This is a genomic window from Psychroserpens mesophilus (assembly GCF_000826645.1).
Lineage (GTDB): Bacteria > Bacteroidota > Bacteroidia > Flavobacteriales > Flavobacteriaceae > Psychroserpens > Psychroserpens mesophilus.
On sequence record NZ_JXJP01000008.1, the window covers coordinates 520,724 to 534,730 of the forward strand.

The window sequence follows — 14,007 nt, forward strand, 5'->3', positions numbered from 1 at the left end:
AAGCCTCTTTTTTGTTTTTTATTTTATTTCCGGAGGAAACCCTTGAAGCACTTTAGTCACTATGGCTTGAAACTGAACTTCACGTTTTTCAGGAGAGGCATTCGGGCTGTAACTTGACTCTGAAACCGCCTGCCAGAACAATCCGTTTTTATTTTCGTCAACAAACTCGAAAATAATTTGACGGTTTAATTTATTTTGTCCCACAGGAATTCCAATAGAAACTCCACCACCTACGCGACCTCCTGTTCCACCAACACCTACTCCAACATTGCTTCGAGATGCTTCTTGGTATTCACTACTTTTAATATCAATAAAAAAATCTGGTGTTTCAGATAATGAATACCCATGGCTTTGCATGGCTTTATCCAATGCATTTAAAAGTCGTTTGGTATCTAATTCGCTTAGTCCAGTATTTAAATCGGCGTAATAATTATAGGTCTTATAAGCTTTAAAATCTGTTGTTTTCTCGTAATCATAATTCACACGTACTGGTGCACAAGATGATACGAAAAGTATCATTAAGAGGATTGAAATATTTTTCATTTACAATTTTGATGAGATCCTAATTTACATTAGGATTAGTTCAACTAAATCAATTTAAAAATTGAAGTTTCACTAAGATAACAAAAATTATTCCGTTTCTTTTGTATCAACCGACTTCGTTAGTGCAGAAGAAATTATTCCTGTTGGAATGGCTACAATTCCCAATCCGATCATCAAGATGAAAAACGTAAACACTTTTCCGCCAACAGTAATCGGATAGACATCACCATAGCCTACAGTTGTTAAGGTGATAATTGCCCACCAAAGGCTATCAAAAATGGATGAGAAATGTTCGGGTTGGGCTTCATTTTCAAAATAATAAATTCCAACTGCCGAAAAATAAATAAGAATTAATGTAATAAACACAAAGAGTAGAATTTCCTCTTTAGCCGATTTGATAGCTCGCGTGAAATGGTTCATCGCTTTATTGTAACGCACTAATTTTAAAATTCTGAATAATCTCAAAAAGCGTAATGCTCTTAGCGAACGTAAATCAATTCCGAAGGATAAGTAAAACGGAAGAATGGCTAATAAATCGATGATTCCGAAAAAACTAAATATAAATTTAGGCTTACTGTCAGCAACATAAATCCTTAACACATATTCCATAGTAAAGACACTAACACTAAACACTTCAATAGCATAGAGAATTGATTTCGTCTGAGGTTTGAGATTTGGAATCGTTTCTACTGAAAATGTAACTATCGAAACTAAAATTAAAGCCTGAATAAAAAATGCAAAATAACGACTGGTAGGATTGTCATTAATTTCTACAATGCTTTTAATTTTTTCTTTCATTTTTGATACCTTATAATTTGATCGCAATATATTAAAAATCAGACCTAAATTATAAAAGTCTTATCGATTTTGCGTTAAGGATGGAGGCTTTGTTGGAGCTCTTTTTTACTTTTATCTCGGCTGCGATCGATATGACAAATAAAAAAAAAAGCGACTGCCGAGAGACTGGTCTAGTTTTACTGTAAGGTTTAAATGAAAAGGGTTCTAATTTAAGACCTACAAGATTTTGAAAACCTTGCAGGTTAACTTATAAGACGCCTTACAGGAAAAGTAGAAACGCCAGAAACTTAAACATTAAGCATCTTCCAGAGTTTATCCTTTAATTCTGTAATGCCTTTTTGAGCAACAGAAGATATAAACATATAATCAATTGGTAAGGTGTTATCTAATTCTGCTTTCATTTCTGCCTGAAGCTCTTCATCAAGCATATCACTTTTAGAAATGGCAATCATTCGTTCTTTATCCAGCATTTCAGAATTGTAACGCTTGAGTTCATCTAACAAAATATCGTATTGTTTACGAATATCTTTAGCATCTGCAGGAATTAAAAACAGCAAAATAGAATTGCGTTCAATATGACGCAAAAAGTAGTGACCAAGTCCTTTACCTTCGGCTGCACCTTCGATAATTCCCGGAATATCTGCCATGACAAAGGTTTGAAAATCGCGATACTTCACGATTCCTAAATTAGGTTTAAGGGTTGTAAACTCGTAATCGGCAATTTTAGGTTTTGCAGCAGTGATCACAGATAGCAAGGTCGATTTTCCAGCATTTGGAAATCCAACCAGACCAACATCTGCTAATACTTTAAGCTCTAAAGTCACATGCTTTTCTTCCAGAGGTTCTCCAGGTTGTGCATAACGTGGTGTTTGGTTTGTAGAGCTTTTAAAATGCCAGTTTCCTAGTCCGCCACGACCACCTTGAGCAACGATTCGTTCTTCGTTGTTTTCGGTAATTTCAAACAAAACTTCGTCGGTTTCGGTATCTTTAATCACAGTTCCTAAAGGCACATCTAGATAGACATCTTCACCATCAGCACCAGAACTTCTGCTCTTACTTCCATGTTCGCCATGGCCAGCTCTGGCATGACGTTTAAATTTGAGGTGTAATAAGGTCCATAGATTTTCATTACCACGAATGATAATGTGACCTCCTCGTCCACCATCGCCTCCATCTGGACCACCTTTCTCTATATATTTTTCGCGATGTAAATGCGCAGAACCTTGTCCGCCTTTACCAGAAGACACGTGCATTTTTACGTAATCAACGAAATTTCCTTCAGTCATTTGTTTTTGTTTAGTTGTTTAATGTTTTGTGTAGTTGTTTAGCTGTGTATGTGTTTGATGTAAACATTTTATAAATTATAAAATCCAAACAACTAAACAAATAAACGTCGCAACTAAAGCTTATCAATTACCGCATTAAGACGCTTAGTAATTTCACTAATGCTTCCGACGCCATCAACTCCAAAATATTTATCCTGAGCTGAGTAATAGTCTTTCAAAATAGCTGTTTTTTTGTAATATTCGGTGATTCTGTTTCTAATAATAGACTCGTCAGCATCATCCTTTCTACCACTTGTTTTTCCGCGTTCTAATAAACGTCCAACCAAAACTTCATCATCCACTTCAAGAGCAATCATAGCATTTATCTGAGAATCTTTAGAATCCATTAATTTATCTAAGGCTTCGGCCTGAGCATTTGTTCTTGGAAAGCCATCAAAAATAAAGCCCTTAGCATCACTATTTTTTTCAACCTCAGCACTCAACATATCAATAGTAACCTGATCTGGAACCAACTCACCTTTATCCATAAAAGATTTAGCAAGCATCCCTAAAGCGGTTTCATTTTTTATATTGTATCGAAACACATCTCCTGTAGAAATATGAACTAGGTTGTATTTGTCTTTTAAAAATTCTGCTTGCGTTCCTTTACCTGCACCTGGAGGTCCAAATAGCACTAAATTTGTCATGTGTTGTGTTGTTTTTAATTGATATATTTCTGGTAAATCTCTACCTAATCCGTTGTAATCTAATCCATAACCTACGATGAATTTATTTGGTATTTCGAGACCTACATAATGTAATTTAAAATCTTTTTTATAAGCTTCTGGTTTATAAAATAAGGTTGCTATTCTGAGTTCACCAACATTTTCATTTTCAAAAATGCGATGCACTTCTTCCAACGTATTACCAGAATCGATAATATCTTCAAGAATAATCACTTTTCTACCTGTCAGATCCTGAGTTAACCCAATAAGTCGTTGAATGTCTTCGGAAGATTTTATGCCTTCATAAGACGCCAACTTGATAAATGTCACTTCACATGGCTTTGGATATTTTTTTACAAAATCACTCACGAACATGAACGATCCATTTAAAATCCCAATAAAAACAGGTACATCGTCTTTAAAATCATTTGCAATCTCATCAACCATTCTCTGTACAGCAGTATCTATTTCTGCTTCAGAAATAAAAGGTTTAAAGTATAAATCGTTGAGCTTAATCACTTGTTTTCAAATTTAAAAAAACAAAGATAATCAATAGATTGTCGAATACCGATTTTTGAATTCCATTTTTGCTATGGCTTTCTATTTTATAATGTATTTTTGTAGTGCAATATTTCGAATTTTAAAGCAGAAGACGTTTTAGCTGCACTCATGGTCACAATTATTACTAATTACAAATGACAAATTATTTTTCTTCAGATTTCAAACTCGGTATTCTTGGTGGTGGTCAATTAGGCAAAATGATGCTTTACACCACTAGAAAGTTTGACATTTCAACGTATGTCATGGATGCCAGTGATGAAGCGCCTTGTAAAATTGCCTGCAATACATTCATCAAAGGTGACTTAATGAATTATGACGATGTTTATAATTTTGGAAAACAGGTAGATCTTCTCACTTTTGAAATTGAAAATGTCAATGTGAATGCTTTAGAGGCTTTGGAAAAAGAAGGCAAAAAAGTGTATCCGACTTCAAAAACACTGCGCGCTATTCAAAATAAAGCCACTCAGAAATTATTTTACAGAGATCATCAAATTCCAACATCAGATTTTACGCGATTTGCATACCTTTCTGAAATTGAAGATGCTATCGACAATGGTGGATTGGAATTTCCGTTCGTCTGGAAAGCTGCTCAATTTGGTTACGATGGGAATGGTGTAAAAGTCGTACGAGAACTTTCCGATTTAGACACTTTACCAAAAGGCGAATGTATTGCTGAAGACTTAATCCCATTTAAAAATGAATTAGCAGTAATAGTTGCCAGAAATCCTTCAGGTGATACAAAAACTTATCCTGTTGTAGAAATGGAATTTCACCCAGAAGCCAATCAGGTTGAATACGTTATTTGTCCGGCACGAATAGATGATTCTGTTGCGAAAAAAGCGACAGAGGTTGCTTTGAAAGTTTCAAAAGCTTTTAATCATGTCGGACTCCTAGCTGTTGAAATGTTTCAAACTCAAGAGGATCAGATCTTAGTGAATGAAGTTGCTCCAAGACCACATAATTCGGGCCATCAAACCATTGAAGCCAGCTATACATCGCAATTTGAACAACATGTTCGCGCCATTTTAGATTTACCTTTAGGTCAAACGGAAAGCAAAGTTGGTGGTATCATGGTTAATCTGGTTGGTGCTGAAGGCCATACTGGTGACGTTGTTTACGAACATATAGAAGATATTATGAAACTAGATGGTGTAACACCTCATATTTATGGAAAAAAACACACCAGACCGTTCCGTAAAATGGGACATGTGACCATTGTAAATGAAGATTTAAATAAGGCAAGAGCAATTGCTGAAATTGTAAAAAACACAATAAAAGTTATAAGTAAGTAATATGGGAAAAGTAGCAATTATTATGGGAAGCAAAAGTGATCTTCCAGTTATGCAAGATGCTATTGATATTTTAAAAGAATTTAAAATTGATGTTGAAGTAGATATTGTTTCAGCACACAGAACACCAGAAAAAATGTTCGATTTCGGAAAAAACGCACATTCTCGAGGCATCAATGTCATCATTGCTGGTGCTGGAGGCGCTGCGCATTTGCCAGGAATGGTAGCGTCGTTATCACCTTTACCTGTTATTGGAGTTCCTGTAAAAAGCAGTAATTCAATTGACGGTTGGGATTCTGTCCTATCTATTTTACAAATGCCAGGTGGAGTTCCTGTAGCGACTGTAGCTTTGAATGGCGCAAAAAATGCTGGTATTTTAGCAGCACAGATTATAGGAGCTTCAGATAAAGACATTCAGAACACAATAATAACTTACAAAGAAAGTTTAAAAACGAAGGTTATCGATTCTTCAAAAGATTTAGCATAAAAAAACCTCGCTATAAGACGAGGTTTTTAAGCTATTAATCAACTATTTGTATAGAGTTGGTTAACTCCTTTAAAAATAATTATGACAAAACTAAAATTTATTTTGTCATAATATCAAAAAGTTATGATAAATAATAAACAAAGTAATTCACAATTTGCATTATCGTAAGGAAACGACTACTATTTAGGTATTTATCTTACAAATTCATAAAACACCATGACAATTTTAAATACACCTTTCAATACATTATATCAAACTGCTCCATTTTCGAAAATTAAAAACGAGGATTATTTACCCGCTTTTTTAGAAGCCATAAAAGATGCTAAAGCAGAAATTGAAACCATAACAACCAATCCTGAAACACCAACGTTTGAAAACACTATCGAAGCCTTAGATTTTTCAGGTGAGCAATTAGATCGAATTTCCAGCATTTTCTTTAATTTGAATAGTGCTGAAACAAATGACACCATTCAAAAAATCGCTCAAGAAGTTTCTCCATTACTTTCAGAATTTAGTAATGATATTACATTAAATGAAGATTTATTCAAACGTGTAAAAACTGTTTATGACAATAAGGATAGTTTTAAACTAACAACAGAGCAAAAAACCTTACTCGATAAAAAGTATAAAGGCTTTTCAAGAAATGGTGCTAATTTACCTGAAAACAAGAAAAGTCGTCTTCGTGAAATCGATAAACAACTAAGTCAGTTAAAACTAAAATTTGGTGAAAATGTATTAGCAGAAACTAATGCTTACGAATTACATATCACCAACGAAGATGACTTATCAGGATTACCTGAAGGCGCCAAAGAAGCTGCTCAGCAACTGGCAGAAGCAAAAGGAAAAGAAGGCTGGCTAATTACTTTAGATTATCCGAGTTATATTCCGTTTATGACTTATGCCGACAATAGAGAATTGAGAAAAGAACTCGCTATTGCTGCTGGAGCTAAAGCATTTAAAGGCGACAAACTTGACAATCAAGAGAATGTTTTACAAATTGCGAAGCTTCGTCATGAACGTGCCAATCTATTAGGTTACAAAACACATGCACATTTTGTATTGGAGGAACGCATGGCAAAAACACCTGAAAAGGTAAAACAATTTCTAAACGAACTTTTAGAAAAAGCAAAACCAGCTGCTGAAATAGAGTTTAAAAACCTTGAAGACTTTGCTAAAGATTTAGATGGTATTGAAACTCTTCAAAAATGGGATGGTTCCTATTATTCTGAAAAATTAAAGCAAAAATTATACAGTTTAGATGACGAACAGCTCAAGCCGTATTTCAAATTAGAAAATGTTATTGATGGTGTATTTGCTATTGCCGAACGTTTATACGATTTGAAGTTTGAAGAAATCGATACGATTGACAAGTATCATGAAGATGTGTTAACCTACAAAGTAACAGATTCACAAGGCAATTTGGTCTCAATTTTTTATGCTGATTTTTTCCCTAGACCTGGCAAACGAAATGGTGCCTGGATGACGGTTTACAAACCACAGTATATCAAAAATGGTGAAAATAGCAGACCGCATATTTCTATCGTATGTAACTTTACGAAACCGACAAAAAGCAAACCTTCACTGTTAACCTTTAATGAAGTAACGACGTTATTTCATGAGTTCGGTCATGCGCTTCATGGCATGTTGGCCAACACTACGTATCCGAGTTTATCTGGAACAAGTGTGTTCTGGGATTTTGTTGAGTTACCAAGTCAGGTTTTAGAAAACTGGTGTTACGAAAAAGAAGCCTTAGAATTGTTTGCAACTCATTATGAAACAGGAGAACTCATTCCGATGGAACTTATTGAAAAAATAAAAGCTTCAGCAACCTTTCATGAAGGCATGCAGACCTTAAGACAAATAAGTTTTGGATTATTAGATCTGAGTTGGCATAGTCAAAACCCAAACGCTATTACTTCGGTAAAAGCACATGAACATAAAGCATTTGAAAACACCAAATTGTATCCTGATGTGGCTGAAAACTGTATGAGTACGTCATTCTCTCATATTTTCCAAGGTGGCTACAGTTCTGGCTACTATAGTTACAAATGGGCTGAAGTGTTAGATGCAGATGCGTTCGAATACTTTTTAGAACAAGGTGTGTTTGATAAAAACGTTGCTCAAAAATTTAAAGATCATATCTTATCACAAGGAGGTATTGAAGATCCGATGACGCTTTACAAACGCTTCAGAGGAAAAGAACCTCAGCCTGATGCATTATTAAAACGCGCTGGATTGATAGCGAAATAGATCGTATTTCTAGCACTATCTATTAGACTTCAACTACACGCGATCTGAGACCTAAACCAACAGACAATGAAACCTTAATGAGAAGTTTTAGGAAGGTGATGAAGGTTCCATTTGGAGTTTCTCATCCTAAATGGCTCATTAAGTCTGGAGCTAAATTAATTGGAACTGAAGCTGAATTAGTTCTTAAAAGCAGAAATGTAATCCCTCAGCGATTATTACATAGTGGCTTTAAATTCCAATTTGTTCAAATAGAAAAGGCCTTATCGAATTTATTACTATCCTAATGTTTTATTGCTTATTTTTGAAATAAAAATTTTCAGAAAGAGAAATGCCAAAACACGTTATTGATCCTAACCAATGGATAAATTTGTATTCCGATTATCTTTTTAATTACACAATCACAAGAGTAAATGATAGTGAAATTGCGAAAGATTTGGTTCAGGATACGTTTGTTGCTGGTTTAAAATCTATGAAAAATTTTAAAGGAGAAGCCAGTGAGCGTACCTGGCTAATCTCCATTTTAAAACGAAAAATTATTGATCATTATCGTAAAATGAATTCTAATAAAGGTAAAGCCGAAGTTAGAATGACTTACAGTACAGACGAAAATGAAGGAGATTGGCTTGAAGAACGTGTGGCTGATCCTTTTGATAAAACGGCTGAAGACACTATTGAAAATACCGAATTAGGTTTCGCAATCGATCAATGTTTAGAGAAATTACCAGAAAAGCAAGCGAAAGTTTTTGAAATGAAAACTATTTTAAATTATGACACTGAAGCTATTTGTAATGAATTGAATATTACTGCGTCTAATTTATGGGTAATTATCCATAGAGCTAGAGTCGCTATGGCAAGCTGTCTTGAAAAAAATTGGTTTTAATAATGAAAGGTAAATTTTTTATTCCATGTGATGAAGCGAATCATGTCTGTGATAAAACACAATACAAAGAGGCAACGCTGTGGGAAAAAATTAAGTTAAATATTCATTTAATTTATTGCTTTGCGTGCAGAAAATACACAAAGAAAAATTCGAAATTAACAAAACTTGTGGCAAAAAAATCTGTGACCATGGACACTGCTGCTAAAGCAAGTTTGAAATCTGCTTTTGAAAAAGAATTAGCTAAGCACCAATAACACCAACAACCAGAAAATAGGTAAACTTTCTACCCAAAAAGCACTGTAATATTTTCCTTGTTGCTGTGTTGAAAATTTTAAAAATAAAACGCTTACTAAAACTATTCCTATCAATGATAGTAAGTGATTTATATGGATATTATTCTTAAAATATTCTAAAGACACTAACACTAACGACAGTAATAACCCAGCAACTTTTGTTGACCTCACTCCTATACGCTGCGGAATGGTTGATAATTTCAAACTATCATAATTCAAATCTCTGATTTCAAAAGGCAACATAAGTAAGACGACAAAAATAAAACGTTGTACTGCGCTAATAATAACATCGTCAAATATTTCAAATTCATTATTAATTAAAGGCAGGCATACGGTTACTCCTGACCAAACTAATGCAATGATATAAATTTTAAGTCCGCTAATACTTCGTAATTTTTTCTTCTTATCCACAAAAATACGATTGGGCAATAATGGAATTGCATACAAAAATGTGACAGCTCCAAATATTAGAATTGCAATTAGTGAAGCCGTATTTAATCGTAACGCAAAAAAGCACATGGCTAAAAAACAAAGTAAAGAAAATACTTGAATGGCCTTTAGCTTGTTAGAAAGGCTTCTATGATGAAATTTTGCCAATCCAAAATACTTTACAAAGTTATAACCTGTAATAGAAGCAAATCCCACAAAACATAACAAATTTGAATCTATGGAAACATTAAATTCTAAATAGGTAACACACGTCATTGCAACGATGGCTAAAGCCACATGAATACTACTGTTGATATAAAAATCAAATACCGTTTTTAAGACACGCATAACACAAAAATAACGAAACTGTTAATAACCAATTCAAATGGTTGAAAAGTTTCATTTTCGTTAACATTTTAAGGTCAATAATTCCTTAATTTTGCATCATAAAATTCAACACAAATAATTTAATGAATACAGCAGATTTTTCACTTCGTCACATTGGTCCGAGAGAAGCAGATCAAAAACACATGTTACAAACGATTGGTGCGGATTCTATGGAACAATTAATCCATCAAACTATTCCTGACGGGATTCGCTTAAAATCCGATTTAGATTTAGACGAACCAATGAGCGAGCAAGAATATTTGCTTCATATCTATAACCTTTCAAAGAAAAATAAAGTCTTTAAAACATATATTGGTTTAGGGTATCATCCAACCATCATGCCTGCTGTAATTCAACGTAACATTTTAGAAAATCCAGGTTGGTACACTGCTTACACGCCTTATCAGGCAGAAATTGCTCAAGGACGTTTAGAAGCGCTTTTAAATTTTCAAACCATGGTTACCGATCTCACAGGAATGGAGATTGCCAATGCGTCGCTTTTAGATGAAAGTACAGCTGCAGCTGAAGCCATGAGTTTATTGTTTGCTGTGAGAGAAAGAGATCAGAAAAAAGCTGGTGTCAATAAATTTTTTATTTCTGAACATATCCTTCCTCAAACCTTATCATTATTACAGACCAGAGCAACACCAATAGGCATTGAACTGGTTGTTGGTAAAGAAGACGAATTTGATTTTTCTGAAGATTATTTTGCTGCTATTTTACAGTATCCAGGAAAATTTGGTCAGGTAACTGATATCAAATCCTTCATAGAAAAAGCAAATGCTTCAAATATAAAAGTTGCTGTTGCAGCAGACATTATGAGTTTGATTAAACTTGAAGCTCCTGGAAAATTCGGTGCTGATGTCGTGGTTGGAACTACACAACGTTTCGGAATTCCTATGGGATATGGTGGTCCGCATGCAGCATATTTTGCTACAAAAGAAGCTTACAAAAGAGATCTTCCAGGTCGTATTATTGGTGTCACCAAAGATGCAAATGGCAACAGAGCTTTACGTATGGCTCTACAAACTCGTGAGCAACATATTAAACGTGACAAAGCGACATCAAATATATGTACAGCTCAAGTTTTACTTGCTGTAATGGCTGGGATGTACTCAGTATATCACGGACCAAAAGGCTTAGAATATATTGCCAACAACATTCATCATAAAGCAGTTGCTATTTCCAATGCCCTTGGTAAATTAGGATTTGAACAGGCAAACCATTCTTTTTTTGATACCCTTCATATCAAAGCAAACGCAAAAGCGATAAAGGCTGAAGCTGAAAGCAAAAAAATAAACTTCTATTACCCTAATGATAACGAGGTTGTCTTATCAATTAATGAACCGACTACGCTAGAAGAGGTCAATAAAATAGTTTCAGTTTTTGCGAAAATTGCGAATAAACCAACTGTTGAAATTCAAGAAATCCCTAAAGAAAATGCTATTGATTTTAAATTAAAACGTCAATCTGAATTTTTGCAGGAACCCGTATTTAATTCACATCATTCTGAAACAGAATTAATGCGATATATTAAACAATTAGAACGTAAAGATTTGGCATTAAATCATTCTATGATTTCATTAGGTTCTTGTACAATGAAACTTAATGCTGCGTCTGAAATGCTTCCTTTAAGCTGGTTTAAATGGGGAAAAATACATCCATTTGTTCCAATAGAGCAAGCTAAAGGCTACCAAATTGTTTTAAAAGAACTTGAAGATCAACTAACAGAAATTACGGGTTTTGCAGGTACATCATTACAACCAAATTCTGGAGCACAAGGTGAGTTTGCTGGATTAATGGTGATACGTGCTTATCATGAATCAAGAGGTGATCATCATAGAAACATCTGTATTATTCCGTCGTCTGCACATGGAACAAATCCAGCAAGTGCTGTTATGGCAGGAATGAAAGTTGTAGTCACCAAATCTACTGAAAAGGGAAATATTGATGTTGACGATTTAAGAGAAAAAGCAGAATTGCATAAAGATAACTTAGCTGCTCTTATGGTAACTTACCCATCAACTCATGGAGTCTATGAAGCTTCTATAAAAGACATAACCAAGATCATTCACGATAATGGTGGTCAAGTATATATGGATGGTGCAAATATGAATGCTCAAGTTGGACTCACTAATCCTGGAAATATTGGAGCAGATGTGTGCCATCTTAATTTACATAAAACCTTTGCCATTCCTCATGGTGGTGGTGGACCAGGTGTTGGTCCGATTTGTGTAGCCAAGCAATTGGTTCCTTTTTTACCTAGCAATCCATTAGTAAAAACCGGAGGAGACCAAGCAATTACAGCAATTTCTGCGGCGCCTTTTGGGTCTTCATTAGCCTGCTTAATTTCTTATGGCTACATCAAAATGTTAGGTGCATCTGGATTAAAACGCTCTACTGAAGTTGCTATTTTAAATGCAAATTACATTAAAAAACGCCTGGAAGGATCTTATGAAACCTTATATTCTGGTGAACTTGGACGTGCAGCTCACGAAATGATTATTGACTGCAGACCTTTTAAAGCTCATGGTATTGAAGTTGTTGATATCGCAAAACGTTTAATGGATTATGGTTTCCATGCTCCAACAGTATCGTTTCCGGTTGCAGGAACCATGATGATTGAACCAACAGAAAGTGAAAGCAAACAAGAAATGGATCGTTTTTGTGATGCAATGATTTCCATTAAACATGAAATTGACAGTGTATCAAAGGACGATGAAAATAATATTTTGAAAAATGCTCCTCATACTATGGATATGATTACTGATGATGAATGGTTACTCCCTTATACACGTCAGCAAGCTGCTTTCCCACTAGACTATGTAAGAGCTAATAAATTCTGGCCAAGTGTACGTCGAGTAGATGACGCTTATGGCGATAGAAATTTAATCTGTACATGCGCACCAATTGAAGCCTATATGGAAGCTTAAATAGGACGTTTGAACATCGTAAAAACAAAAGGCAATTTATTAGCATTTGATTAAATGTTAGTATATTGCCTTTTACTTTTAATAGTATAAATTATACATAACTTTTTTATGAGTATCAAAATCACTGGAACTGGAAGTTACATTCCGAAAATGATAGAGAAAAATGAAGATTTTTATCATCATGATTTTTTAAATATTGATGGATCATCAATAAATCACCCAAATGAAATAATTGTAGATAAATTTAAGGCAATTACAGGCATTGCGGAAAGACGCTATGCAGATGATCAATTAACATCTTCAGATTTGGGATTTTTAGCGGCTCAAAAAGCTATAGAAGATGCTAATATTAATCCTGAGGAATTAGATTATATCATTTGTGCTCACAATTTTGGAGACGTTAAAGCTAATACCATTCAAAGTGATATATTACCATGCCTTGCTTCTAGAGTCAAACACAGATTACGAATTAAAAATCCAAAATGTGTTGCTTACGACATTTTATTTGGATGTCCTGGTTGGGTTGAAGGCGTAATTCAAGCTAAAGCTTTTATCCAATCTGGAATGGCTAAACGTTGTCTGGTTATTGGTTCTGAGACTTTATCTCGTGTAGTAGATAAACACGATCGAGATTCGATGATTTATTCTGATGGTGCAGGCGCAACTATTGTAGAAGCGTCAGACGAAGAAGGTGGTATTTTAGCTCATGAAACTGCATCATTCACATATGATGAAGCCTACTATCTTTACTTCGGAAATTCAAACAATCAAGAGCTCTGTAAAGACACTCGCTACATTAAAATGCATGGTAGAAAAATCTATGAATTTGCTTTGACGAATGTGCCGTTAGCCATGAAAACATGTTTAGATAACAGCGGTGTAGATATCAGCGACGTCAAAAAGATTTTAATTCACCAAGCTAATGAAAAAATGGATGAAGCGATTATAAAACGTTTCTACAAATTGTATAAAAAAGACGCACCAGAAAATATCATGCCTATGAGCATTCATAAGTTAGGAAACAGTTCTGTAGCAACAGTTCCAACACTCTATGATCTGATTATCAATAATAAAATGGAACACCATTCTATTAACAAAGGTGATGTTATTATTTTTGCAAGTGTTGGTGCAGGAATGCATATTAATGCCATAGTTTACAAGCATTAA

The 14,007-nt window shown here is 34.5% G+C and carries 13 protein-coding genes; 8 read left to right on the forward strand and 5 right to left on the reverse strand.

What is annotated here, in order from left to right:
* Nucleotides 1–18: 18 nt before the first annotated feature.
* The 4 genes from TD18_RS09700 to TD18_RS17035 form a co-directional block, all read right to left on the reverse strand.
* Nucleotides 19–543 (reverse strand): DUF4136 domain-containing protein, encoded by a 525-nt coding sequence (locus tag TD18_RS09700; RefSeq protein ID WP_040251770.1) that lies wholly within the window; start codon nucleotides 541–543, stop codon nucleotides 19–21.
* Nucleotides 544–630: 87 nt separating this feature from the next.
* The gene (locus tag TD18_RS09705; RefSeq protein WP_040251773.1) at nucleotides 631–1,341 is read right to left on the reverse strand and encodes an ion transporter; all 711 of its coding nucleotides are present in this window, start codon (nucleotides 1,339–1,341) and stop codon (nucleotides 631–633) included.
* Between the two features lie 287 nt (nucleotides 1,342–1,628).
* Nucleotides 1,629–2,627: a GTPase ObgE gene (gene obgE, locus TD18_RS09710; RefSeq protein ID WP_040251775.1), complete on the reverse strand. Its 999-nt coding sequence runs from the start codon at nucleotides 2,625–2,627 to the stop codon at nucleotides 1,629–1,631.
* A gap of 113 nt (nucleotides 2,628–2,740) precedes the next feature.
* Nucleotides 2,741–3,850 (reverse strand): adenylate kinase, encoded by a 1,110-nt coding sequence (locus tag TD18_RS17035; RefSeq protein ID WP_084205894.1) that lies wholly within the window; start codon nucleotides 3,848–3,850, stop codon nucleotides 2,741–2,743.
* Between the two features lie 176 nt (nucleotides 3,851–4,026).
* Here TD18_RS17035 and TD18_RS09720 point away from each other — a divergent pair, with 176 nt between their 5' ends.
* The 6 genes from TD18_RS09720 to TD18_RS09745 all read left to right on the forward strand — a co-directional run bounded on the left by TD18_RS09720 (nucleotide 4,027) and on the right by TD18_RS09745 (nucleotide 9,052).
* On the forward strand, nucleotides 4,027–5,184 hold the full coding sequence (locus tag TD18_RS09720) for a 5-(carboxyamino)imidazole ribonucleotide synthase (protein WP_040251779.1): 1,158 nt from the start codon (nucleotides 4,027–4,029) through the stop codon (nucleotides 5,182–5,184).
* A gap of 1 nt (nucleotide 5,185) precedes the next feature.
* Nucleotides 5,186–5,668 carry a 5-(carboxyamino)imidazole ribonucleotide mutase gene (gene purE / locus TD18_RS09725; protein WP_040251782.1) on the forward strand — a complete coding sequence of 161 codons (483 nt, stop codon included), beginning with the start codon at nucleotides 5,186–5,188 and terminating at the stop codon, nucleotides 5,666–5,668.
* 216 nt (nucleotides 5,669–5,884) lie between these two features.
* Nucleotides 5,885–7,918 carry a M3 family metallopeptidase gene (locus tag TD18_RS09730; protein ID WP_040251784.1) on the forward strand — a complete coding sequence of 678 codons (2,034 nt, stop codon included), beginning with the start codon at nucleotides 5,885–5,887 and terminating at the stop codon, nucleotides 7,916–7,918.
* A 77-nt stretch (nucleotides 7,919–7,995) separates the two neighbouring features.
* On the forward strand, nucleotides 7,996–8,202 hold the full coding sequence (locus TD18_RS09735; RefSeq protein ID WP_084205895.1) for a DUF1731 domain-containing protein: 207 nt from the start codon (nucleotides 7,996–7,998) through the stop codon (nucleotides 8,200–8,202).
* 44 nt (nucleotides 8,203–8,246) lie between these two features.
* Nucleotides 8,247–8,798, forward strand: coding sequence for a sigma-70 family RNA polymerase sigma factor (locus TD18_RS09740; RefSeq protein WP_040251788.1), 552 nt, complete (start codon nucleotides 8,247–8,249; stop codon nucleotides 8,796–8,798).
* 2 nt (nucleotides 8,799–8,800) lie between these two features.
* Nucleotides 8,801–9,052 (forward strand): hypothetical protein, encoded by a 252-nt coding sequence (locus tag TD18_RS09745; protein WP_040251792.1) that lies wholly within the window; start codon nucleotides 8,801–8,803, stop codon nucleotides 9,050–9,052.
* Here the strand turns inward: TD18_RS09745 and TD18_RS09750 are convergent.
* The gene (locus tag TD18_RS09750) at nucleotides 9,035–9,868 is read right to left on the reverse strand and encodes a UbiA prenyltransferase family protein (protein ID WP_040251795.1); all 834 of its coding nucleotides are present in this window, start codon (nucleotides 9,866–9,868) and stop codon (nucleotides 9,035–9,037) included. The two genes, TD18_RS09745 and TD18_RS09750, sit on opposite strands and share 18 nt — an antisense overlap.
* A gap of 122 nt (nucleotides 9,869–9,990) precedes the next feature.
* Here TD18_RS09750 and gcvP point away from each other — a divergent pair, with 122 nt between their 5' ends.
* Both gcvP and TD18_RS09760 read left to right on the forward strand, forming a co-directional pair.
* The gene (gene gcvP, locus TD18_RS09755; protein ID WP_040251798.1) at nucleotides 9,991–12,840 is read left to right on the forward strand and encodes an aminomethyl-transferring glycine dehydrogenase; all 2,850 of its coding nucleotides are present in this window, start codon (nucleotides 9,991–9,993) and stop codon (nucleotides 12,838–12,840) included.
* 108 nt (nucleotides 12,841–12,948) lie between these two features.
* On the forward strand, nucleotides 12,949–14,007 hold the full coding sequence (locus TD18_RS09760) for a 3-oxoacyl-ACP synthase III family protein (protein ID WP_040251801.1): 1,059 nt from the start codon (nucleotides 12,949–12,951) through the stop codon (nucleotides 14,005–14,007).

Coding starts and splice junctions, on each gene's coding strand:
- TD18_RS09700 (WP_040251770.1), bottom strand. CDS start 543: ATGAAAAATATTTCAATCCTCTTAATGATACTTTTCGTATCATCTTGT.
- TD18_RS09705 (WP_040251773.1), bottom strand. CDS start 1,341: ATGAAAGAAAAAATTAAAAGCATTGTAGAAATTAATGACAATCCTACC.
- obgE (WP_040251775.1), bottom strand. CDS start 2,627: ATGACTGAAGGAAATTTCGTTGATTACGTAAAAATGCACGTGTCTTCT.
- TD18_RS09720 (WP_040251779.1), top strand. CDS start 4,027: ATGACAAATTATTTTTCTTCAGATTTCAAACTCGGTATTCTTGGTGGT.
- purE (WP_040251782.1), top strand. CDS start 5,186: ATGGGAAAAGTAGCAATTATTATGGGAAGCAAAAGTGATCTTCCAGTT.
- TD18_RS09730 (WP_040251784.1), top strand. CDS start 5,885: ATGACAATTTTAAATACACCTTTCAATACATTATATCAAACTGCTCCA.
- TD18_RS09735 (WP_084205895.1), top strand. CDS start 7,996: ATGAGAAGTTTTAGGAAGGTGATGAAGGTTCCATTTGGAGTTTCTCAT.
- TD18_RS09740 (WP_040251788.1), top strand. CDS start 8,247: ATGCCAAAACACGTTATTGATCCTAACCAATGGATAAATTTGTATTCC.
- TD18_RS09745 (WP_040251792.1), top strand. CDS start 8,801: ATGAAAGGTAAATTTTTTATTCCATGTGATGAAGCGAATCATGTCTGT.
- TD18_RS09750 (WP_040251795.1), bottom strand. CDS start 9,868: ATGCGTGTCTTAAAAACGGTATTTGATTTTTATATCAACAGTAGTATT.
- gcvP (WP_040251798.1), top strand. CDS start 9,991: ATGAATACAGCAGATTTTTCACTTCGTCACATTGGTCCGAGAGAAGCA.
- TD18_RS09760 (WP_040251801.1), top strand. CDS start 12,949: ATGAGTATCAAAATCACTGGAACTGGAAGTTACATTCCGAAAATGATA.